This window comes from Streptomyces sp. NPDC029151, assembly GCF_055564315.1.
This window is the reverse complement of sequence record NZ_JBVHWQ010000003.1, coordinates 1-20,104: the sequence shown is the minus strand read 5'-3', so window position 1 is coordinate 20,104 and position 20,104 is coordinate 1. Positions and strand designations below refer to the sequence as shown.

The window sequence follows — 20,104 nt, the reverse complement described above, 5'->3', positions numbered from 1 at the left end:
CTGACGAGTTCACACGACCGTACGCCACGATCGGCCCATGATCCGACGCAGAACCGCTGTAGCCCTCCTCGTCTCCCCGCCGCTGCTCACCGGCTGCGGCGGCGGAGCCGAGGCGACCGGGCGCCGGCCCCCGACGCCCGCCTCCGGCGCCGCCGCACCGCCGGTCCCGCACGGCATACCCGGGCTGGGACGCCGGCGGTCCGCGGCGATACCCGAGCGCTGCTCGCAGGCCGTCGTCGTCACGGGACGCGGCGAGGACTCCCCGCTCTGCACGGTGGTCCTGCACCAGCGCACCGCCACCGGCTGGCGGGCGGGGCCCGCCTGGCCCGCCCACAACGCGCTGCGCGGCTGGAGCGCCCACCACATGATCGGCGACCTGCGCTCCCCGCTCGGCGTCTACACCCTCTCCGACGCCGGCGGCCTGCTCCCCGACCCGGGCAGCAGGCTCCCGTACCACCGCTCCGGCGGGTTCCACTCGCCCGGCACCGGCTTCGAGGGCGAGCCGCTGGAAGGCTCCTTCGACTACGTCATCGCCATCGACTACAACCGCAGGCCCGGCACCTCGCCGCTGGACTGGACCCGGCCACTGGGCCCGGAGCGCGGCGGCGGCGTGTGGCTCCACGTCGACCACGGCGGGCCCACCCACGGCTGCGTCAGCGTCGCCAAGGCGCACATGAAGGACCTCCTGCGCACCCTGGACCCCGGCAGGCACCCGGTGGTCGTCATGGGCGACGCCGACTGGCTCGCGCACTGAGCCGCCTGGGCTCCGAACCCGTGCGCGCACCGGCTGCCCGCCGTGCCCCCGTCCGGCGACGAGCCCTGAGCGTCCTGAGCGCCCGAGGAGTCCGGAGAGCGGACCACGGGATCCGGTTTCCGGCGCGCGCCGGGGGTACTCCGGTCGCGCGAAGCGCAGCAGAGGGAGGTCATGTCATGAGCGCACCGGAGGATCTGCCGGTCGTCACGACGCTCGCGGAGGCGGCCCGCCTGGTCGGACGGCGGCGCGGCCTGTACGTGCGCTGGTCCAAGGGACCGGGCGCCGACCTCCAGAAGGTCTCCAGCATCGACGAGCTGACCGGCGTCCCCATGCCGGGGCTGTCCGCCAATCCGCTCGACGTGGAGGACTGGTGGCAGGACCGGTCGGTCGAGCTGTGGGTGGCGCGCCGGCTCTACGACTACGCGCACCTGCCGCACGACAAGGGCTCCGGGGTCCGTCCCTGGGTCCTTCGGGGCCGGGAGACCGGCCGGGGTCCCGACAACGAGCCGCTGGTGGTCGACGTCGAGCCGCTGTGCTGGATCGCCGACGACGTGATCGACGCGGCCAGGAAGGAAGTGGCCCGGCAGGAGCGGGAGTGGGGAACGCTGCGCCGCGGCGGCCGCTGAGTGTGCGGGGCGCCGGGCACCCTGAGTGGCGCCGGGCCGCTGGGTGGGGGGAGCTGAGCCCGCGCGGTGCTCAGCCCCCCCACCGTCCGGGGGTCAGCCCGAGCGCGGCCGGGAGCGGGCGCGCCGCCGCAGTGTCCGGCGTTCCAGCTCCGTCGTACCGCCCCAGATGCCGATGCTCTGGTCCGTGTCCAGCGCCCACTCCAGGCACTGGTCCCGTACCGGGCAGCCCCGGCACACCGCCTTGGCCTGCTCGCTCTGCACCTGTGCCGGCCCGGTCGTGCCGATCGGAAAGAACAGATCGGGGTCCTCGTGACGGCACGCGGCATGGTCGCGCCAGTTCTCCATCGGAGTCTCCTGCTCGGATCGGAAGTCGTCCGTGCCCTGTCGAAACGCGTTCCGCTTGCGTTCAGGACGCGTTGTCCGGGTTCGGGTCACCGGTCGGGACGGCGTGAAACGGAAGAAGCGGTGGAGAATCGGCCGGCATGCGCGGGACCCCGCCCTCCCAACAGGTCGGCGGGTGCGCCACGGAGAGCTTCGTGTCGCTCAACTCGTCCCGGAATAGGGGCAGTTCAATCGGGCAGCGATTCCGTCCGGTGACCGGCGCGCCGAGCGGCGGTTCTTCGGTTCAGTCGCGCAGCGCCCGCTGCGCCGTCGCCGCCACCGCGTCCGCCAGGGCCGCCAGTGCGGGGGAGTCCAGTTTCCACTGCTGCCAGTGAAGCGTGACGTCCATCCACGCGCCGGGCGCGAGCACGACCAGCCGCCCCCGGTCCAGCAGGGGACCGGCCTGCACCTCCGGGACCATGCCCCAGCCCAGTCCGGCGGCGACGGTGTCCAGGAACCCCTCCGACGTGGGCACGTGGTGCCGGAACGGGCCGGCGGATCCGCAGCCCAGCCGGCGTGCGAAGGCGTCCTGGAAGTCGTCCTTGCGGTCGAAGACCACCACCGGAGCCCGGGACAGCGCCTCCAGCAGGGGCCGCCCGTCCACCTGGGCCGCGGCGAACCCGGGCGCGGCCACCGGCAGGTACCGCATCCGGCCGAGGGCACGGATCGTGCAGCCCGGAACGGGGTCGGGGGAGGAGGTCACGGCCGCCATCACCAGGCCCTCGCGCAGCAGTGCCGCCGTGTGGTCCTCGTCCTCCCGGTGCAGTTCGAAGCAGAGGCCCGGGACCAGGGCGAGCGCCGGCAGGAACCAGGTCGCCAGCGAGTCCGCGTTCACCGCGACCGAGACCCGCGTCGGCTCCCCGTCGCCGCTCAGCCCCAGCTCACCCCAGGCGTCCCGCTCCAGCCGGGCGAGCTGCCGGGCGTACCGGACCAGCACCGCGCCGGACTCCGTCGGCCGCACCGGCTTGGTGCGCTGGAGCAGTACCCGGCCGGTGCGCTGTTCGAGCGCCTTGACCCGCTGGCTGACCGCGGACGGCGTCACGTGCAGCGCGGCGGCGGCCGCGTCGAAGGTGCCCTCGTCCACGACGGCGAGCAGCGTCCGGACCTGTTCCATTGGCAGCTCTGACATCACGAGCACTAAGGGTACGTAAAAATCTTTAGCTGTACTTGAGATGAGCCCTCTTCTAGCGTCGGCGGCATGAACCACGCCCTGACCGCCGCGGCCGCCGGATTCGGCACCGGCCTCTCCTTGATCGTCGCCATCGGTGCCCAGAACGCCTTCGTCCTCAGGCAGGGGGTGCGCCGGGACGCGGTGCTCGCGGTCGTCGGCATCTGCGCCCTGTCCGACGCGGTGCTCATCACGCTGGGTGTCGCCGGGGTCGGCGCCGTGGTGGTGGCCTGGCCGGGCGCGCTCCGCGCGGTCGGGATCGTCGGGGGCGCCTTCCTCCTCTGCTACGGCGTCCTGGCCGCCCGCCGGGTGACCGGGCCCGGCGCCGGGCTGCGCGCGGAGGGCGAGGTGACCGGGTCGCGCCGGCGGGCGGTGCTCACCTGCCTGGCGATGACCTGGCTGAACCCGCACGTCTACCTGGACACCGTGTTCCTGGTCGGCTCCCTGGCCGCCGACCGGGGCCCGCTGCGCTGGAGCTTCGGGCTCGGCGCCGCGCTCGCCAGCCTGTGCTGGTTCGCCGCGCTCGGTTTCGGCGCCCGGCTGCTCGGCCGCCATCTGGCCCGTCCGGGCGCCTGGCGCGTGCTGGACGGTCTGGTCGCCCTCACCATGGTCGCCCTGGGCGCGACCCTGATCGCCGGCTCCTGAGCCAGGACCCGTTCGGTGTGCACGGGTGCTCCTGGAATAGTTAGGCTCTCAAACCGAAAAGATGTATCGAGCAACCAGGACATCCGTGGACGCGACCGAGAGCAGCAGCACCGAAACCGCCACCGACGCGCCGGCGGCCGAGGACCCCCGGCGGCGCGGCTGGCGCCGCTGGGCGATGGACACCCGCCCGCTGCGCATCCCCGCCTACCGGCGCCTGTGGTCGTCGACCATCGTCACCGCCGTCGGCAGCCAGCTCACCGCCGTCGCCGTGCCCAAGCAGATCTACGACATCACGCACTCCTCGGCCTGGGTCGGCTACGCGAGCCTCGCCGGGCTGCTGCCGATGGTGGCCTTCGCGCTGTGGGGCGGGGCGGTCGCCGACACCGTGGACCGGCGCAAGCTGCTGCTGGTCACCAACAGCGGTATCGCGGTCACCTCGCTGCTGTTCTGGGCCCAGGCCGTCACCGGTATGGACTCGGTCGTCGTCCTCATGGTGCTGCTCGCGCTGCAGCAGGCGTTCTTCGGGCTCAACGCACCCGCCCGGACCGCCTCCATAGCGCGGTTGGTCCCCGCCGAGCAGCTGCCGGCCGCCAACGCCCTGGGGTCGACGGTGATGCAGACCGGCCTGGTGGCAGGGCCGCTGCTGGCCGGTGCGCTCATCCCGGTCATCGGGCTGCCCGAGCTGTACCTGATCGACGCGCTGGCGCTGTGCGTGACGGTGTGGGCCGTCTTCCGGCTGCCCGCGCTGCCGCCGCTCGGCGAGGCAGCGCGCCGGGCCGGGCTGCGCGAGATAGCGGCGGGCTTCCGGTACATCTCCCGGCACGAGGTGCTGCTGCTGTCCTTCCTCGCCGACATCGTCGCCATGGTGTTCGGCATGCCCCGCGCCCTCTTCCCCGAGCTGGCCGCGGACACGTACGGCTCCTGGGGCGAGGGCCTGGCGCTCGGTGTGCTGTTCGCGGGCATCCCGGTGGGCGCGGTGCTCGGAGGCCTGTTCTCCGGTGCGTTCTCGCGGGCCCGCCGGCACGGCTGGATGGTGATCGGCGCGGTCGTCGGCTGGGGGGCGGCCGTCGCCGGGTTCGGACTGAGCGGGAACCTGTGGGTCGCCCTGGCCTTCCTCGCCGCGGCCGGCGTCGCCGACATGGTCTCGATGGTCTTCCGCGGCGCCATCCTGCTGTCGGCCGCGACCGACGACATGCGCGGCCGGATGCAGGGGGTCTTCACGGTGGTCGTCGCGGGCGGCCCGCGCCTGGCCGACGTGCTGCACGGCACCGCCGGCTCGGTGTTCGGCCCGCGGGCAGCGGTCGCGGGCGGCGGCGCCCTGGTCGTCGTGGTGATGCTGGCCCTGGCCGCCGCAGTCCCCGCCCTGCGCCGCTACCGGATCTGAGGTCCCGGCCCAGGGGGCCCGTGCCCGGGCCGGGTCCGCGACGCCGGCACGACGGCTCGCCGCGTCGCCGGGTCACCCACCCGGTACGCCCGGCACGCCGCCGGTCCTCCGCCTGGCCACGCACCGCACCGGACACCGCGGCCGGATCCGCACGAGAACCCCTAGAGCGGGCCGCTGCGCCGCCGCATCGTGTACTGCTCCATCAGTTTTCCGCGGGTCGTCTCCAGGCGGTGGGCGAGGACCTCGGCCACCGTCCGCACCAGTGAGAGCCCGAGCAGCGGGTCCTCCACGCACAGCCCGAGCACCGACGGCCCGTCGAACTCGTAGGCCCGTACGTTGCTGAAGGCCACCGCGCCGAAGTCCCACTCGTACGGCGGGAAGAGCCAGGACCAGCCGAGCATGTCGCCCGCGCCGAGCGTGGCCACGGTGACCCGCTGCCGGGAGGTGACCTGGGTGTCGAGGTGGACCGCGCCCGAGCGGATCACCCAGAACCGGTCAGCGGTGCCGCCCGCCTCGAAGATGCGGGTGTCCTCCGGGAAGGAGACCTCCTTGGCCAGCTCCATCAGGCGCTCGCGCTGCGCCTGGGGGAGGGCGGTGAGCAGTTTGATCGCTTTGGTCATGGCGCATGGCTCCTCGCCGGCGGCGGTTGCGGTTCGGGTGCTGTGCTCTCCAGCCCATTTCAGCCGCTGTGACCGCCCGGAGCACGTCGAGGCGGGCGGATCTCCGCCCGCGTGTCGCGCTCGGGGCAGCAAAAAGCCCTGGCTGGACGGGGGAAACCAGCCAGGGCCGTATGCGGTGACGCGGGGAGGGGGGAAGGACGGTTCCGCGCCGCTCCGGCATCACGTATGGATGAACGATAAATCATCTGCCGTACGTCTGGGCAACCAGAAACCGGGTCAAGTGACCTGTTTCACTCCTTCCGTCCGCTCCGGGCTCCGGCCCGGGCTCACGATCTCGTCCAGCACCCGCAGCACCACCTCGAACGCCCGGGCCCGGTCCGCCGCCTCCCGGGCGCCTTCCGGGTCCGTCGCCGTCAGGCTCAGAGCCCGTTCCCGCCAGGCCCGCTCCTCCTCGGCCGCACGCTCCCGGCCGCGCCGGATCCTCCGCAACAACTCGTCAGCGTCCACGACATCGGTCATGCCCGTCGGATACCCGGCCGGTCCGCCGTGATGACACCGGCACGGTGGGTGTTTGGCAGCGCCCGAAAGGGTCAGCCGGACAGGGAGAACCCCGCAATCCGGGCACCGCTCAGGGAGGAAGGGATGCTCGAACAACACCGGACCCGCTCCGCCACGACCCTGCCGGAAGCATGCCGCCGGCCACCCACCCGGCCGGCCGAGGCCCGCAGAACGGTCGAACGGGTCATGAACGAACGGTGCCGGGCCCGCGCCCTGCCGTGCCCGGCCGAAGCCGTTCAGGACGCCCTGCTGGTGACCTCGGAACTCACCACCAACGCGCTGCTCCACGGCGGCGGCATCACCGGATTCGACGTCGACGTCGACTCCGGGGGTGTCCGCGTCTCGGTCAGCGACCGCAGCGACGAACTCCCCGTGGCCCACCGGCCCGCCGACGAGCGCGGCGCCCGGCCCGGCGGCCGGGGCTGGCCCATCGTCTGCCGGCTGGCCCGGGACGTCCGGGTGGCCGAGCTGCCCTGCGGAGGCAAGCGCATCACGGCCGTCGTACCGTGGCGCTGAAGCGGTTTTCGAAGTTCCGCTCAGCGGCGTTTGCCCGTCGGGCCGAGGGGCAGACGGAATTTCGTGCTTCGGACCGGAGGCGCGCGCCCAGCGGGGAAACACCGCTGCCTCGGCCCCCCTCCCGGCGGGCCACGGCAGCTCACCCGCGGCCAACCCTGACACCACCGTTCGGGCCCAGACCCGGAACCGATGTTCCGGCCGTGCCCTGAAACCACGTTCAGGAGCGATTCCGCATGCTGACCGACATGTCGACAAGCCGTCCCGGCACGCCCGCCACCGCCGCCGCGGCGCCCACCCGGCGGAACCACGACGACGCCCCCGACACCGCGGAGCTGTTCGTCCGGCTGGCGGAGCTGGAGGACGGTCCCGAGCGGGACGCCGTACGCGACGAACTCGTCACCGCCTGGCTGCCCATGGCCCACCGGATCGCCGGCCGCTTCCGCGACCGCGGCGAGTCCGTCGAGGACCTGCGCCAGGTGGCCGCGCTCGGTCTGGTCAAGGCCATCGACCGCTTCGACCCCTCCCGAGGGGCCTTCGAGAGCTATGCCGTGCCGACCATCACCGGAGAGGTCAAGCGGCACTTCCGCGACCGGATGTGGGCCCTCAGGGTGCCGCGCCGGGTGCAGGAACTGCGCAACCGGGTCCGCGTGGCCCGGCGGGAACTCACCCAGAACCCCGGCAGCCCCGAACCCACCGCCGCCGACATCGCCGCCCACACCGGGCTCAGCGAGGAGGAGGTGACGGCCGGCCTGGAGGCGCTGGAGAGCTTCAGCACGCTCTCCCTGGACGCCGAACTCTCCGCCGGGGACGACGGCTACAGCCTCGCCGACACCCTCGGTGCCACCGACACCTCCTTCGACGTCGTCGTCGACCGCGAGGCCGCCAAGGAAGGACTGCGCCGGCTGCCCGAGCGCGAGCGGGCCATCCTCTACATGCGCTTCTTCGAGGACATGACGCAGAGCCGCATCGCCGACCGGCTCGGCATCTCCCAGATGCACGTCTCCCGGCTGATCAGCCGCAGCTGCGCGCGGGTCCGCGACGAGGTGCTCGGCAGCCGCCGCCCCGGCTCCGCCGACCCCAGGTGAACGGTCATCCGCGCGGTTGCGCCGGCCCGCCGGCGACGCCCAGCGGCCGGGCCAGGCCGGAGACGGCTTCGTCGAGCCGCTGCAGATGACGCAGCACCCGGTCGGTCACGCGGCCGTAGCGCGGGGTGCGCAGGGTTCCCGGCTCCAGCATCGACGCGATGCTGGGGCCGGTTTCGATCTCCGTGGCAGACCGCGGATCCGTGACGTGCGCGGCGATCGCCTCGATGTTGTGCACGATCCGCCCGCACGCCCCGCGCAGCCGCGGATCCGCCGCGATCGACGGATGCGTCGGCAGCAGCTCGGCCGTGGCCGCGAGGGACCGCCCGTGGTACGCGCAGGTCTCCAGCAGCGCCACCACGTACCGGGCCGTGTCCCGGCGCGAGCGCAGCGGTGTGATCGGATGGGTCAGCGGCTGAGTCGCCGCGCGCAGGTCCGCCAGCGCCTGGTCCAGCTCGCGCGCCTGCTCCACCAGGTCGCCGCCCGCGCCGCCGCTCAGCTGGTCGACGGCGCCCCGCGTCACCTCCGCGAGCCGGTCGAGGACCGCCACGAGGAGGTCGTTGGTCCGGCGGTCGGTGTGGATCGGCAGCACGACGGCCGCCGCGAACACCCCGCAGGCCGCGCCGAGCGCCGTCTCCTCGATCCGCAGCACCAGCACCGACAGGCTGTAGGTGTTCAGCAGGGTGTACAGCAGCCCGAGCATGGCCGTCACGAAGAACGACATCAGCGTGTACGACAGGGGAGCGGTGTAGAACATCGCGAAGATGAGCAGCAGCACCAGCGCGAACGCCGTCCACGTGTGGTGCCCGACCAGCGCGGCCAGCCCGATGCCGGCCACCACCCCCAGCACCGTGCCCAGCAGCCGCCGGTAGCCCTTCACCAGGATCTCGCCGGTGGAGGCGGTGTTCAGGAAAACGATCCAGCAGGTCAGCACCGCCCAGTACCAGCGCTGGCTGGACAGCAGCTCGCCGCCGGCGATGGCCAGCGAGGAGCCGACGGCGACCTGGACGGCGGCCCGGGTGGTGGGGCGCTGCAGGCCGGCCGGCTCCGGCTCCTCCGGCTCGTGCTCCTCGCTGCTCTCGATCGCGGCGTCCTCCGCGTCCAGCTCCTCCCGTGAGCGGGCGGTCGCCGGGGTGTCGTCGGAGTCGTCCTGCGGCCCCTCCAGGGCGACCCGCAGGCCGAGCGAGGCCCGGGCTGCCTCGCCGAGGCCCCGGAAGACGTCCTGCACGGCCGGGGAGGCCGGGGGCAGGTTCTCCTCCTCGCGGTAGCCGAGGAGCCGGTTGCGCACCTGGGCGAGCGCGGTGCCCGACGCCTCCCCGGCGGGCCGCAGCATCAGCAGCCGCAGCGCCCCCAGATCGCGGCGCAGCGCGTCCGCCGCCTCGTCCCGCACCGGCAGCTCCACCCCGGAGGGCAGCGGTGCGCCGGGCAGGTGCAGGGTGAGGGTGTCCGTGCGCCGGGCGGTGCGCGCGGTGAGCAGCAGCAGGCCGAGCCGCTCGGCGGCGATCTCGGCGTCCGCGACGCGGCGCTGGAGCAGCCGGGCCACCGCCGGGTCCAGGACGCCGTCCTCCAGCCGGCCCTGGATCATCAGCGCCGCCTCGTGCAGCCGCGCGGTGCCTTCGCGCAGGTCCTCCAGCACCTTCTCGGCGTCCTCGGGGCCGGCGTCCAGCAACTCGGCCTGCGTGGCGAGCAGCTGGGCGAGCCGGGCGCGGAAGGCCCGCCGGAGCCGGTCCAGCGTGCCCGCCGGGGTCTGCGGCAGCAGCGCGAACCGGGCGGTGGCGCTGCACGCGAACGCCACGCAGATCACGCCGTACAGCGCGGGCAGCGCGGACGGGGCCGCGCCCACGAACAGCGACAGGAAGTAGACCTGGAAGCCGATCAGCCCCAGCGCCGTACCGCGGTCGCCGAACCGGCGGCCGTAGACGGCGCAAGTGATGAGGACGACGAAGAACAGGTCGCCGACGACCACCCGCTGGTTGAGCAGCGTGCCCAGCGACACCGAGGCCAGCGCCACCGGCAGGCCGAGCGCGAGGGTGACGGCCTGCGGGCCGCGCTGCTTCTCCCGGATGGCGAAGGTGGCGACCATCGCCGCCATGGCCCCGGCCACCAGCTGGGACACCGGGACGCGCAGCGTGGCCAGGACGGCGAGGGTCAGCGCGATCGCGACGACCGTGCGCAGCCCCGCGGCGAGCCGGAGCAGCCCGGGATCCGACGCCGCGAGCCGGTCCCACATCCGTACCCGTCCCGACCGTCCCGCTGTGCTCACGCCGCCGTGCTCTCTCCCGTGCCGGAAATCGATCTCCGACCCAGCATCGCACGAGGGCCCGGACTACCGGCCCCCGGCCAGGGTGGCGGCCACCAGCGCGTTCGCGTGTCCGTGGCCGAGCCCGTGCTCGGACTTGAGCCAGGCCACGAGTTCCATGTGCTTCGTCAGCGGCGAGGAGCGGATCAGCTCCTGCCACTCGCCGACCGGGCGGCCGTACTTCTTCTCGATCGACGGGAAGTAGCTCGCCGGGCCCTTCACGGCCTTCTCGGTCATATCGGGTGTCCCTCCGTGTGATGTCTGCCGGTCACAGGAGAAGACCGCCGATCGGGTGCGGAATGATCGGCGGCCTCCCGGTGATCCGCGTCACATCACGAGGGAGTGGCGTCCGCGCCCTCCACCCGGGCCCGTACCTGTTCCGGCGTCAGGTACGCGTCCGTGAACTCGAAGTCCTTCAGCCGGGCCGGCTTGCGGGCCTGGAAGCCGGTGCGGACGAAATCGTCGCCCGCGACCGCGTTCAGCAGCCAGTTGGTCATCACCCGGGCCTTGGCGACATTGGTGCGCAGCGCCGACCAGTGGTAGCCGCGCGCCACCGCCTGCGCGGGCACCCCGCGCAGCTCGACCCCCAGCGGCTTGGACACCGCGTCCTTGCCGCCGAGGTCGACGACGAGTCCCAGGTCCTTGTGCACGTACGGCTGCATCGGCTGCCCCCGCAGCGCCGCGATGACGTTCTCGGCGACCTTCCTGCCCTGCCGCATGGCGTGCTGCGCGGTGGGCGGGCAGACCGCGCCGTCCTGGCCCTTGGCCAGGTCCGGCACGGCCGCCGAGTCGCCGAGCGCGAACACCCCGTCCTCGCCCGGCAGGCACATCTCCGGGGTGACGGCCAGCCGGCCCTTGACGGTCTCCGCGCCGAGCGTGGCGATCAGCGGGCTGGCGACCACACCGGCCGTCCAGATCAGGGTGTGCGTCGGCACCACCCGGCCGTCGGTGAAGGTGACCTCCTCCGGGCCCGCCTTGTCGATCGACACCCCCAACGAGACCTCGATGCCCCGCCGCTTCAGGATCTCCTGCGCGCTGCGGCCGAGCCTGTCGCCCAGCTCCGGCATGAGCTTGGGCGCGATGTCGATCAGATGCCACTTGATCAGGCTCGGGTCCAGCCGCGGGTAGCGCTGCACGGCCGCGTGCGTCAGCCGCTGCAGGCAGGCCGCCGTCTCGGTGCCCGCGTAGCCGCCGCCGACCACCACGAACTGCAGCCGCGCCGCCCGCTCGGCCGGGTCGTCGCTGGCGTCCGCCAGGTCGAGCTGCGAGATGACGTGGTCGCGGATGTAGGCGGCCTCGGCCAGGGTCTTCATCCCGAAGGCGTGTTCGGTCAGGCCCGGGATGTCGAAGGTGCGGGTCACGCTGCCGGGTGCCAGCACGATGTAGTCGTAGGGCTCGTTGACGATCTTGTCGGTGATGGTGCGGATGACGCACACCTTCGCCTTCAGGTCGACGCCGATCGCGCCGCCCGGGATGATCCGCGTGCGGTACCTCCTGCTGCGGCGCAGCGACAGGGCGATCGACTGCGGCGTGAGCACGCCGGAGGCGACCTGGGGCAGCAGCGGCAGATAGAGCTGATAGGCGAACGGCGTCACCAGCGTGACGTCGGCCTCGTCCGGGGCGAGTTTCCGCTCCAGGCGGCGGACGCACTCCACTCCGGCGAAACCGGCGCCCACCACGAGGATCCTGGGTCGTGTCACGGTGTCCATCCCTTTCTGCGGCTCCAGGCTGTCCGACTCCACGCCGTTCGCCTGCCCCGGATCGCTGTGCCGACTCCGATCCCACCGCGCCGCCGGCCGTTGTGCCAGCCGGGTACGGCAGGCAGACGAACACGCGGTGACCGGCGGGCGCCCGCGCTCGCGCGCACCGGCCGGCCACCACTCGTCCGTTCGTCCCACATGCTCACCAGGGCAGGAACGCGTGGATGTCCTTGCCGCGGTCGTGCACGACGACGCTGACCTGGGTGCACAGCGTGTGCACCAGATGCCAGCCGATACCGCCTCCGCCCGTCCGCGGGTGGAACGGCCGCGGCTCCGGCCTGGTCGTGCTCGTGTCCCGCATCGTCACGTGCACCCCGTCGAAGGTGCGGCGCAACCGCAGGTCGAACGGGCCAGGCGCGTACTGGATCGCGTTCGCGGCCAGCTCGGTCACGACCAGCAGGATGTCGTCCCAGTACTCGTGCGCCCCCGGCGGTGCGTCCCGGGCGAGCGCGCAGAGGTACTCCTCCGCGGCGAGCCGCGCCCCCGTGACGTTGCGCAGCTCCCCGGGGAAGGAGAACGTACGCTCGTACCTCTCCTCCGAGGGCGGTGTGTCGTCCCAGCGCGGCTCCGTCACCATCTCGCATTCCCCGGGTCCCGGCCGGCGAGGTACCGGTGCGGTCCCCGCGACCAGGACGGTCGTCGTTGCTGATCTCTCTCGCTGCGTGCGGGTTCCCCCAGCGGCGCAGGCTATCCGTCCCCCCTCGGTCCGGCTGTCCGTCACGGCGCTTCCTCAGCGGAAGACATCGTCCGGTTCGTCCCACTCGGCCGGTTCCTGCACCACCGGACGCGACCGGGACCGCGCCTGGTACATCGCCTCGATCTCGGCCGCGTAGTGCCGCACGACGGCGTCCCGGCGCAGCTTCAGAGACGGGGTGAGCAGCCCGTTGTCCGGGGCGAACGGTTCCTGGAGGACACGGTAGACCCGGATGGACTCGGCGCGGGACACCGCGCTGTTGGCGGAGGCCACCGCCCGCGCGATCTCCTCCCGCAGCGCGTTCTCCTCCCGGGTCTCCCGGGCCCGGGCGTCGCCCGGCAGGGCCAGGGCGCCCCGCCAGTGGGCGAGGAACTCCGGGTCCAGGGTGAGCAGGGCGCCGACGCAGGGCCGGTCGTCGCCGAGCACCACCGCCTGGTGGACGAGCGGGTGCATGCGCAGCCGCTGCTCCAGCAGGGCCGGCGCCACGCTCTTGCCGCCGCTGGTGACGATGATGTCCTTCTTGCGTCCGGTGATCGTCAGATAGCCGTCGGCGTCCAGCCGCCCGATGTCCCCGGTGGCCAGCCAGCCGCCGCGCAGCGCGGCCCGGGTCGCCCGCTCGTCGCTGACGTAGCCCTGGAACACCGACGGCCCGCGCACCAGGATCTCCCCGTCGTCGGCCACCCGGACCTCGGTGCCCGGCAGCGGCAGCCCCACGGTCCCGGACTTCTCCCGGCCCAGCGGCTGCATGGTGATCCCGCCGGAGGCCTCGGTGAGTCCGTAGCCGTCGTGCACGAACACGCCGATGCCCTCGTAGAACAGGCACAGTTCGCGGTTCAGCGCACTGCCGCCGGAGGTGCCGCGCACCACCCGCCCGCCGAGCGCGGCCCGCAGCCTGCGGTACACCGTCCGCTCGTACAGGGCGTGCTGCAGCCTCAGTTCGAGCCCGGGGCCCGGTCCGGTGCCCAGCCGGCGGCGCTCCTCGGCCGCGGCGAACTCCCGCGCGGTCTGCGCGGCCCGCTCGAACAGCACACCCCGGCCCGTCTGTTGGGCGGTGCGCAGGAAGGTCTTGTAGAGCCGCTCGAACACCGACGGCACGCCGTACAGGTAGGTCGGACGGAACGTGGTCAGGGCCGAGGCCAGTGCCGTCTCGGTCAGCTCCGGCTCGTGCGCCATCAGCACTCCGCCGCGCACACACATCAGCATGATCATGATGCCGTAGACGTGGGAGAACGGCAGGAAGGCCAGGACGGACGGCTGTTCCCCCGCCGGTGCCGCCGTGTGCGCCCAGCCGGCCAGCAGGGTGTCGCACGGGTAGGCCAGGTTCCCGTGGCTGAGCGCGCAGCCCATCGGCCGGCCGGAGGTGCCGGAGGTGTAGACGACGGCCGCGGTGGCGTCCGGCAGCACGATCCGCCGCAGCGACTCCACGGTGGTGGGGGAGACCACCGCGCCCCGCTCCACGAGGTCGTACAGCGCGCCCGCGTCGAGCTGCCAGACGTGCCGCAGCCGCGGCAGCCGGGTGCACACCGTGCCGACGGTCATGACGCCCTGCTCGTCCTCCACGGCCACGGCCACACAGCCGGCGTCCCGCAGGATCCACTCGACCTGCTCGCGCGAGGAGGCCGGATGGATCGGCACGACCTCGGCGCCCACGGCCCACAGCGCGAGGGCGAGCACCGTCCACTCGTAGCGGGTCCGGGCCATCACGGCGACCCGGTGGCCGGGCGAGATCCCGGCGGCGACCAGGCCCTTGGCCAGGTCGACCACCTCGTCCCGCAGCTCGACCGCCGTCACCTCCTCCCACCCGGCCGCGGGCGGACGGGCCCGGCGCGCCAGCACCGGCAGCGCCGGATCGCGCTCGGCCCGCTGGAAGACGCTGTCGGCGAGGCCGCCGGTGAGCGGCGGGAGAACGGCTGGAGCGAGGGCGACGTCCCGCATGCGCTGCTCCTGGGGTACGGAGGGCCACTCCGCCGATCGGCTCGGTGTCGGCGGTGCTCGAATGTAGCCCAGGCGGCCGCGTTCGGTGACGGGAACGGAGAATCGTGATCGGCTGATGATGTGGCCGTGTCCTGGGGACTCGGGGGGCATGAGCTATGTGAACCCCGATCCGGAACCCGAGCGTACGACCGGCCTGGAACCAGGCGGGGGAGTGCCGCCCGGCGAGACCCCGCCCGCCGAGAGCAGCCTGCCCGAGGCCGGGCCCCGTGAGCCGCACGTCCAGCGCAGGGGCTGGGCCAAGGCACCGATGACCCTCATCCTGCTGCTGGTCGTGCTGATCGCGGCCTTCTTCCTGGTGTACGCCCTGGTCCTGATCCTCTGACCGGCCCGCTCAGGCCTGCGTGCGCCGCACGCACTCGGTGACGACGTCGCGCAGGCTGCCGGTGCGCTCCAGCAGCCCGCGCTGCTCCCGCGCGCCGTTGCCCGTCCGCAGCAGTTCCCCGACGGTCCGCTCGGCGCGGGCCGCGTCACCGCTCTCGTCGAGCGCCTCCCCGACGTACTCCAGCAGGGAGCGCAGCACCCGCGGGGCGGGCTGGGGCCGCAGGGTGACCGGGTCGAGGAGGTCTCCCTCCAGTCCGAACCGGGCGGCCTGCCAGTCGGCCAGCCGCAGCAGGCTGACGCCCGGGTCGGGCACCGGACGGCCCGCCCGCCACTCCCGGGCGGTCGTCTCCACCAGGGCCCGGCAGAGCGTGGCGATCAGCAGGGCGCTCTCCGCGGACAGGCAGACGTCCGACACCCGGATCTCCACCGTCGGGTAGTTCGCCGACAGCCGCGCGTCGAAGTAGGCCATCGCCTCGTCCAGGATGACGCCGGTGGCCACCATGTCGGCCACCCGCCGGTGGTACCGCTCCGCGGACCCGAACGGCTCGGTCGGCCCGGCCGACGGCCACCGGTTCCACACCCGGCTGCGGTAGCTGGCGTAGCCGCTGTCCCTGCCCTGCCAGAACGGGGAGTTCCCGCTGATCGCCCGCAGCACCGGCAGCCAGGGAGCGATCCGGTCGAGGACCGCGACGCCCTCCTCGTCGGACTCCACTGCTACATGCACATGACAGCCGCACACCAGTTGGTCCCAGGTGGGTATCCCGAACCGCTCGGCGAGCCACTGGTAGCGCTCGTTCACGCTGAGGGCGGGGCTGGTCGGCAGGGGCGAGCTGGCCAGCGCCGCGACCCCGCAGCCGATCTGCCCGGCGTGCCGGGCCGCCTCCTTGCGGCAGCGGACGATCTCGTCGCCGAGGGCCGCCATGTCCGACTGCGGATGCGTGGCGAACTCCAGCATCTGCCCGAACAGTTCCTTCTCGAACACGTCCTGTTCGGGATCGTCCTGGGCGGCATGGGCGAGGACGGCCGCCGCCAGCGCCTTCGGGTCGCCGGTGTCCGGATCGACCAGAAGGAGTTCTTCCTCCACTCCGACGGTGCGCACCTGGTGCCGCCCTTCTGTCCGTGCCGCTCGGGGCAGTCGTGGGTCTGTACGACCCCGACTGCCCCCGGCACGGCCGCCGACACCTGCGGCTTTCAGCTCTCCGGCACGAGCCAGACGGTGGCGAGCGGCGGCAGGGTGAGCCGCAGGGCCCCCTCCTCCGGCTTGACCGGCCCCTCGGTGCGCACGCCCCCGCCGCCGTAACGGACGTCGTCGGTGTTCAGCTCCTCGCGCCAGGCGGCGGGCCCCTCCGGCACCCACAGCCGGTAGTCGTGCCGGACGACGGGGGAGAAGTTGGACACGGCCAGCAGCGGGCCACCGTCGGCGGCGAACCGCAGGAACGCCAGGACGTTGTCGTCCGCCGCGTCGCACAGCACCCACCGGAAACCACCCGGGTCGGTGTCCCGCTGCCACAGCGCCGGGGTCGCCCGGTAGACCGTGTTCAGCTGCCGCACCAGCTCCTGCACGCCCCGGTGGTCGCCGGCCGAGTGGTAGTCGTCGCCGAGCAGCCACCACTCCGGGCCGTGCGTGTGGGACCACTCCGCCCCCTGGGCGAACTCCTGCCCCATGAACAGCAGCTGCTTGCCGGGGTGCGCCCACATGAAGCCGAGGTAGGCCCGGTGGTTGGCCCGCCGCTGCCACCAGTCGCCGGGCATCTTCGACACCAGCGCCTGCTTGCCGTGCACCACCTCGTCGTGGGAGATCGGCAGGACGTAGTTCTCGCTGTAGGCGTACACCATCGAGAAGGTCATCTCGTTGTGGTGGTACTTGCGGTGCACCGGCTCCTTCTGGATGTACTCCAGCGAGTCGTGCATCCAGCCCATGTTCCACTTCAGCCCGAACCCGAGCCCGCCGCTGTCCGTCGGCCGGGTCACCCCGTCCCAGGCGGTGGACTCCTCGGCGATGGTCACCACGCCCGGGCAGCGCCGGTACACCGTGGCGTTCATCTCCTGCAGGAAGGCCACCGCGTCCAGGTCCTCCCGGCCGCCGAACACGTTCGGCTCCCACTGTCCGGAGTCCCGCGAGTAGTCCAGGTAGAGCATCGAGGCGACCGCGTCCACCCGCAGCCCGTCGATGTGGAACTCCTCGCACCAGTACACCGCGTTGGCGACGAGGAAGTTGCGCACCTCGGTCCGGCCGTAGTCGAACTCGTACGTCCCCCAGTCCGGATGCTCCGCCCGCAGGGCGTTCCCGGGCTCGTACAGCGGGTCCCCGTCGAACCGGGCCAGCGCCCAGTCGTCCTTGGGGAAGTGCGCCGGCACCCAGTCCATGATCACACCGAGGCCGGCCCGGTGGCAGGCGTCCACGAAGTACCGGAAGTCGTCCGGCGACCCGAGCCGGGGCGTCGGCGCGTAGTAGGAGGTGACCTGGTACCCCCACGAACCGCTGAAGGGATACCCGGCCACCGGCATCAGCTCCACGTGCGTGAAGCCCATCCCCTTCACGTACGCCGGCAGCTCCTCCGCCAGCTCGCGGTAGGTCGCCCCCGGCCGCCAGGACGGCAGGTGCACCTCGTACACGGAGAACGGCGCCTGGTGCACGGGGGTGTCACCCCGGTGCGCCATCCACTGCGCGTCCCCCCAGGTGTACCGCGAGGCCGTCACGACCGACGCCGTGTCCGGCGGCACCTCCGTGCACCGGGCCATCGGGTCGGCCTTCAGGAACCGGTGGCCGTACCGGGAGGTGATCTCGAACTTGTACCGGGTGCCCTCGCCGATCCCGGGCAGGAACAGCTCCCACACCCCGGACGCGCCGAGCGAGCGCATCGGGTACTGGGTGCCGTCCCAGAAGGTGAAGTCCCCGGCCACCCGCACCCCCTGGGCGTTGGGCGCCCACACGGTGAAGCGGGTGCCGGCCACTCCCTCGTGGACCATCGGCTCGGCCCCGAGCGCCCGCCACAGCTGCTCGTGCCGGCCCTCCCGGATCAGATGCAGGTCCAGCTCGCCGAGGGCGGGCAGGAACCGGTACGGGTCGTGCACATCCTGCTCGGTGTCGTCGTACGCCACCAGCAGGGTGTACGACGGGATCTCCGCGCCCGGCAGCACGCCGGCGAAGAGACCGTCGCCCTCCGAGCGCAGCTCGGTGCGCGTCCCGTCGATCACGACGCTCACCGCGCGGGCGTTCGGGCGCAGCGCCCGGAAGAGCGTGCCGCCCTTCACCGGGTGGGCGCCCAGCAGGGCGTGCGGGTCATGGTGCGCGCCGGCCAGCAGCCGGCCGCGGTCGGCGGGGTCCAGGGTCACGGCCGCGGGCGGCGTGGGGCCCGCGGCCTCGGGGCGCGTGGTGCGCAGTGCCATGGGTCAGCCTCCCCACACCGCGAGCCGCTTGATCGCCGCCATCGGAACCGGAAGCCAGTCCGGCCGGTGTCTCGCCTCGTACAGCACCTCGTAGACCGCCCTGTCCGTCTCGTGCGCGCGCAGCAGCGCGTGCTTCTTGCGTGGGTCCCAGCCGGCGCGGGCCGCGTAGCCCGCACAGAACGCCTCCCGGCAGCGGCGCGCCCACTCGGGTCGCCAGGGGCGGCGCTGCCGGGCCGCGTAGTCGAAGGAGCGCAGCATCCCGGCGACGTCCCGCACCGGGGACTGCGGGGCGCACCGCTCGGCGAGCGGACGGGACGGCTCGCCCTCGAAGTCGATCACGAACCAGTCGCGGCCCGCCCGCAGCACCTGTCCCAGGTGCAGATCGCCGTGGATGCGCTGGGCGGGCGGCCCGGTGTCGCACGTGGCGAGCGCCCCGAACGCGGCCCGCAGCCCGGGAACGAAGGGCAGCAGTCCGGGTACGGCGTGCGCGGCGGCGTCCAGCCGGGCGCACATCGCCTCGGCGGTACGGCCGTTCTCGCCCGGCCCGGCCGGCGGGAAGGCCTCGGCCAGCGCCAGGTGCACCTCGGCCATGGCCCGGCCCAGCGCGCGGGCCTCGGCGGTGAAGTGGTCGCCCGCGGCGAGCGCGCGCAGCGCCAGCGTCCAGCCGTCGGTGGCGTCCGGCAGGAACGGCTGCAGCACCCCGAGCGTCGCCGGGCGGGGGGCGGCCGTGCTGAACCAGGCCACCGGCGCCGGCACCCGGGCGCAGCCCTGCGCGGCCAGCGCCGCCGGCACCTCCAGGTCCGGATTGACACCCGGCTGGATCCGGCGGAACAGCTTCAGGATGTACGCGTCGCCGTACACGATCGAGGAGTTGGACTGCTCGGCGTCCAGCAGCCGCGGCGGCAGCCCGCCGGGCACGAGGGCGCCGGGATCCGCCTCGAAGCGCAGCGGGCCCGCCGCGCCGGGGTGCCGCAGCCGCTCCAGCAGCAGATGCGCCGACCGCGGGTCGTGCAGTGCGTCGTACACCGCGAGCCCGGCCAGCGGACCCTCCACGGCGCGCCCGATGAACGCCCGCTCCAGGCGCGGCGCGAGGTGCGGGCGCAGCCCCAGCAGCAGCTGGTAGCAGTCCCCGGACGGGGCGGTGCCGCCGGGGGTGGGCACCGGCACGTGCGAGGCGTGGACCAGCAGGTGCAGACACCCCGGGAACAGCTCCGTCACGGACAGCACCGTCAGATCGGTGACGGGCCGGTCCTTGCCCGCGAACCAGCGTTGCCTCGGCAGCCAGTCACGCAGCAGCCCGCCCAGCGAGGCGAGGGGCCCGTCGAGGCCGGCCGCGGTACGCGGTCGGGGAGTGATGGTCTTCGGCATGGTGACGCGTCCTTTCCTCGGCGCCGGGCGGGTCAGCGGCGGCGGCCGATGCGGGATGCGACTCGGGTGAGCCGGAACCAGTAGAAGCCGTGCCCCTGCAGGGTGAGCAGGTACGGCAGTTCACCGATGGCGGGGAAGCGGACCCCGCCGATCAGCTCGACCGGGTGCCGTCCGTCGTAGGCCCTGAGGTCGAGTTCGGTGGGCTGGGCGAACCGGGAGAAGTTGTTGACGCACAGCACGAGGTCGTCGCCGTACTCGCGCAGGAACGCGAGCACCGCCGGGTTGGAGGAGGTCAGTTCCGTGAACGAGCCCAGTCCGAAGGCCGGGTTCTGCTTGCGGATCTCGATCATGCGGCGGGTCCAGTGCAGCAGGCTGGACGGGGAGGACATGGACGCTTCCACGTTGGTGACCTGGTAGCCGTAGACCGGGTCCATGATCGTGGGGAGGTAGAGGCGTCCCGGGTCGCACGTGGAGAAGCCGGCGTTGCGGTCGGGCGTCCACTGCATGGGGGTGCGGACGGCGTCGCGGTCGCCGAGCCAGATG

General features: G+C 73.2%; 20 protein-coding genes. 7 read left to right on the top strand and 13 right to left on the bottom strand.

What is annotated here, in order from left to right; genetic code table 11:
* Positions 1-37 precede the first annotated feature (37 nt).
* Both ACZ4VF_RS13035 and ACZ4VF_RS13030 read left to right on the top strand, forming a co-directional pair.
* Positions 38-754: a L,D-transpeptidase family protein gene (locus ACZ4VF_RS13035; RefSeq protein ID WP_467925691.1), complete on the top strand. Its 717-nt coding sequence runs from the start codon at positions 38-40 to the stop codon at positions 752-754.
* 176 nt (positions 755-930) lie between these two features.
* Positions 931-1,380: a DUF6098 family protein gene (locus tag ACZ4VF_RS13030; RefSeq protein ID WP_467925689.1), complete on the top strand. Its 450-nt coding sequence runs from the start codon at positions 931-933 to the stop codon at positions 1,378-1,380.
* Positions 1,381-1,473: 93 nt separating this feature from the next.
* Here ACZ4VF_RS13030 and ACZ4VF_RS13025 read toward each other — a convergent pair whose 3' ends face one another.
* Both ACZ4VF_RS13025 and ACZ4VF_RS13020 read right to left on the bottom strand, forming a co-directional pair.
* A complete protein-coding gene (locus ACZ4VF_RS13025; protein ID WP_467925688.1) occupies positions 1,474-1,725 on the bottom strand; it encodes a WhiB family transcriptional regulator in 252 nt (83 codons plus the stop codon).
* A 280-nt stretch (positions 1,726-2,005) separates the two neighbouring features.
* Positions 2,006-2,893 carry a LysR family transcriptional regulator ArgP gene (locus ACZ4VF_RS13020; protein ID WP_467925686.1) on the bottom strand — a complete coding sequence of 296 codons (888 nt, stop codon included), beginning with the start codon at positions 2,891-2,893 and terminating at the stop codon, positions 2,006-2,008.
* 66 nt (positions 2,894-2,959) lie between these two features.
* On the opposite strand from ACZ4VF_RS13020, the gene ACZ4VF_RS13015 reads away from it, so the two are divergent.
* Both ACZ4VF_RS13015 and ACZ4VF_RS13010 read left to right on the top strand, forming a co-directional pair.
* Entirely contained in the window at positions 2,960-3,574 is a 615-nt protein-coding gene (locus tag ACZ4VF_RS13015; protein ID WP_467925684.1) for a LysE/ArgO family amino acid transporter, read from the top strand.
* A gap of 61 nt (positions 3,575-3,635) precedes the next feature.
* On the top strand, positions 3,636-4,958 hold the full coding sequence (locus tag ACZ4VF_RS13010; protein WP_467925682.1) for an MFS transporter: 1,323 nt from the start codon (positions 3,636-3,638) through the stop codon (positions 4,956-4,958).
* A gap of 161 nt (positions 4,959-5,119) precedes the next feature.
* Here the strand turns inward: ACZ4VF_RS13010 and ACZ4VF_RS13005 are convergent, their stop codons facing one another.
* Both ACZ4VF_RS13005 and ACZ4VF_RS13000 read right to left on the bottom strand, forming a co-directional pair.
* Positions 5,120-5,578: a cyclic nucleotide-binding domain-containing protein gene (locus ACZ4VF_RS13005; RefSeq protein ID WP_356155824.1), complete on the bottom strand. Its 459-nt coding sequence runs from the start codon at positions 5,576-5,578 to the stop codon at positions 5,120-5,122.
* Positions 5,579-5,854: 276 nt separating this feature from the next.
* On the bottom strand, positions 5,855-6,097 hold the full coding sequence (locus tag ACZ4VF_RS13000) for a hypothetical protein (protein WP_467925680.1): 243 nt from the start codon (positions 6,095-6,097) through the stop codon (positions 5,855-5,857).
* Positions 6,098-6,220: 123 nt separating this feature from the next.
* Between ACZ4VF_RS13000 and ACZ4VF_RS12995 the strand changes: the two genes are divergently transcribed.
* Together ACZ4VF_RS12995 and ACZ4VF_RS12990 are read left to right on the top strand one after the other, a co-directional pair.
* Positions 6,221-6,652: an ATP-binding protein gene (locus ACZ4VF_RS12995; RefSeq protein ID WP_467925679.1), complete on the top strand. Its 432-nt coding sequence runs from the start codon at positions 6,221-6,223 to the stop codon at positions 6,650-6,652.
* A gap of 233 nt (positions 6,653-6,885) precedes the next feature.
* Positions 6,886-7,737, top strand: coding sequence for a SigB/SigF/SigG family RNA polymerase sigma factor (locus ACZ4VF_RS12990; protein ID WP_467925677.1), 852 nt, complete (start codon positions 6,886-6,888; stop codon positions 7,735-7,737).
* A gap of 4 nt (positions 7,738-7,741) precedes the next feature.
* On the opposite strand, the gene ACZ4VF_RS12985 is transcribed toward ACZ4VF_RS12990, so the two are convergent.
* From ACZ4VF_RS12985 to ACZ4VF_RS12965, 5 genes are all read right to left on the bottom strand, one after another.
* Complete coding sequence (locus tag ACZ4VF_RS12985) at positions 7,742-9,964, bottom strand: FUSC family protein (protein WP_467926551.1); 2,223 nt, start codon at positions 9,962-9,964, stop codon at positions 7,742-7,744.
* Between the two features lie 96 nt (positions 9,965-10,060).
* Entirely contained in the window at positions 10,061-10,270 is a 210-nt protein-coding gene (locus ACZ4VF_RS12980) for a DUF4287 domain-containing protein (protein WP_467925675.1), read from the bottom strand.
* A gap of 95 nt (positions 10,271-10,365) precedes the next feature.
* Complete coding sequence (locus tag ACZ4VF_RS12975) at positions 10,366-11,742, bottom strand: NAD(P)/FAD-dependent oxidoreductase (RefSeq protein ID WP_467926549.1); 1,377 nt, start codon at positions 11,740-11,742, stop codon at positions 10,366-10,368.
* A gap of 193 nt (positions 11,743-11,935) precedes the next feature.
* Positions 11,936-12,370: an ATP-binding protein gene (locus tag ACZ4VF_RS12970; RefSeq protein WP_467925674.1), complete on the bottom strand. Its 435-nt coding sequence runs from the start codon at positions 12,368-12,370 to the stop codon at positions 11,936-11,938.
* 153 nt (positions 12,371-12,523) lie between these two features.
* Complete coding sequence (locus ACZ4VF_RS12965; protein ID WP_467925673.1) at positions 12,524-14,422, bottom strand: AMP-dependent synthetase/ligase; 1,899 nt, start codon at positions 14,420-14,422, stop codon at positions 12,524-12,526.
* A 148-nt stretch (positions 14,423-14,570) separates the two neighbouring features.
* Here ACZ4VF_RS12965 and ACZ4VF_RS12960 point away from each other — a divergent pair, with 148 nt between their 5' ends.
* A complete protein-coding gene (locus ACZ4VF_RS12960) occupies positions 14,571-14,804 on the top strand; it encodes a DUF6480 family protein (RefSeq protein WP_467925671.1) in 234 nt (77 codons plus the stop codon).
* Positions 14,805-14,813: 9 nt separating this feature from the next.
* Here the strand turns inward: ACZ4VF_RS12960 and ACZ4VF_RS12955 are convergent, their stop codons facing one another.
* From ACZ4VF_RS12955 to ACZ4VF_RS12940, 4 genes are all read right to left on the bottom strand, one after another.
* Positions 14,814-15,902 carry a glutamate--cysteine ligase 2 gene (locus ACZ4VF_RS12955; RefSeq protein WP_467925669.1) on the bottom strand — a complete coding sequence of 363 codons (1,089 nt, stop codon included), beginning with the start codon at positions 15,900-15,902 and terminating at the stop codon, positions 14,814-14,816.
* Positions 15,903-15,994: 92 nt separating this feature from the next.
* The gene (gene glgB / locus ACZ4VF_RS12950) at positions 15,995-18,193 is read right to left on the bottom strand and encodes a 1,4-alpha-glucan branching enzyme (RefSeq protein ID WP_467925667.1); all 2,199 of its coding nucleotides are present in this window, start codon (positions 18,191-18,193) and stop codon (positions 15,995-15,997) included.
* Positions 18,194-18,196: 3 nt separating this feature from the next.
* A complete protein-coding gene (locus ACZ4VF_RS12945; protein WP_467925665.1) occupies positions 18,197-19,561 on the bottom strand; it encodes a maltokinase N-terminal cap-like domain-containing protein in 1,365 nt (454 codons plus the stop codon).
* 32 nt (positions 19,562-19,593) lie between these two features.
* On the bottom strand, positions 19,594-20,104 hold a 511-nt coding region (locus ACZ4VF_RS12940; RefSeq protein ID WP_467925663.1), incomplete at its 5' end, for an alpha-glucosidase C-terminal domain-containing protein.

Coding starts and splice junctions, on each gene's coding strand:
- ACZ4VF_RS13030 (WP_467925689.1), top strand. CDS start 931: ATGAGCGCACCGGAGGATCTGCCGGTCGTCACGACGCTCGCGGAGGCG.
- ACZ4VF_RS12980 (WP_467925675.1), bottom strand. CDS start 10,270: ATGACCGAGAAGGCCGTGAAGGGCCCGGCGAGCTACTTCCCGTCGATC.
- glgB (WP_467925667.1), bottom strand. CDS start 18,193: ATGGCACTGCGCACCACGCGCCCCGAGGCCGCGGGCCCCACGCCGCCC.
- ACZ4VF_RS13000 (WP_467925680.1), bottom strand. CDS start 6,097: ATGACCGATGTCGTGGACGCTGACGAGTTGTTGCGGAGGATCCGGCGC.
- ACZ4VF_RS13005 (WP_356155824.1), bottom strand. CDS start 5,578: ATGACCAAAGCGATCAAACTGCTCACCGCCCTCCCCCAGGCGCAGCGC.
- ACZ4VF_RS12960 (WP_467925671.1), top strand. CDS start 14,571: ATGAGCTATGTGAACCCCGATCCGGAACCCGAGCGTACGACCGGCCTG.
- ACZ4VF_RS13025 (WP_467925688.1), bottom strand. CDS start 1,725: ATGGAGAACTGGCGCGACCATGCCGCGTGCCGTCACGAGGACCCCGAT.
- ACZ4VF_RS12945 (WP_467925665.1), bottom strand. CDS start 19,561: ATGCCGAAGACCATCACTCCCCGACCGCGTACCGCGGCCGGCCTCGAC.
- ACZ4VF_RS12985 (WP_467926551.1), bottom strand. CDS start 9,964: ATGTGGGACCGGCTCGCGGCGTCGGATCCCGGGCTGCTCCGGCTCGCC.
- ACZ4VF_RS13035 (WP_467925691.1), top strand. CDS start 38: ATGATCCGACGCAGAACCGCTGTAGCCCTCCTCGTCTCCCCGCCGCTG.
- ACZ4VF_RS12970 (WP_467925674.1), bottom strand. CDS start 12,370: ATGGTGACGGAGCCGCGCTGGGACGACACACCGCCCTCGGAGGAGAGG.
- ACZ4VF_RS12965 (WP_467925673.1), bottom strand. CDS start 14,422: ATGCGGGACGTCGCCCTCGCTCCAGCCGTTCTCCCGCCGCTCACCGGC.
- ACZ4VF_RS12995 (WP_467925679.1), top strand. CDS start 6,221: ATGCTCGAACAACACCGGACCCGCTCCGCCACGACCCTGCCGGAAGCA.
- ACZ4VF_RS12990 (WP_467925677.1), top strand. CDS start 6,886: ATGCTGACCGACATGTCGACAAGCCGTCCCGGCACGCCCGCCACCGCC.
- ACZ4VF_RS13010 (WP_467925682.1), top strand. CDS start 3,636: ATGTATCGAGCAACCAGGACATCCGTGGACGCGACCGAGAGCAGCAGC.
- ACZ4VF_RS13015 (WP_467925684.1), top strand. CDS start 2,960: ATGAACCACGCCCTGACCGCCGCGGCCGCCGGATTCGGCACCGGCCTC.
- ACZ4VF_RS12975 (WP_467926549.1), bottom strand. CDS start 11,742: ATGGACACCGTGACACGACCCAGGATCCTCGTGGTGGGCGCCGGTTTC.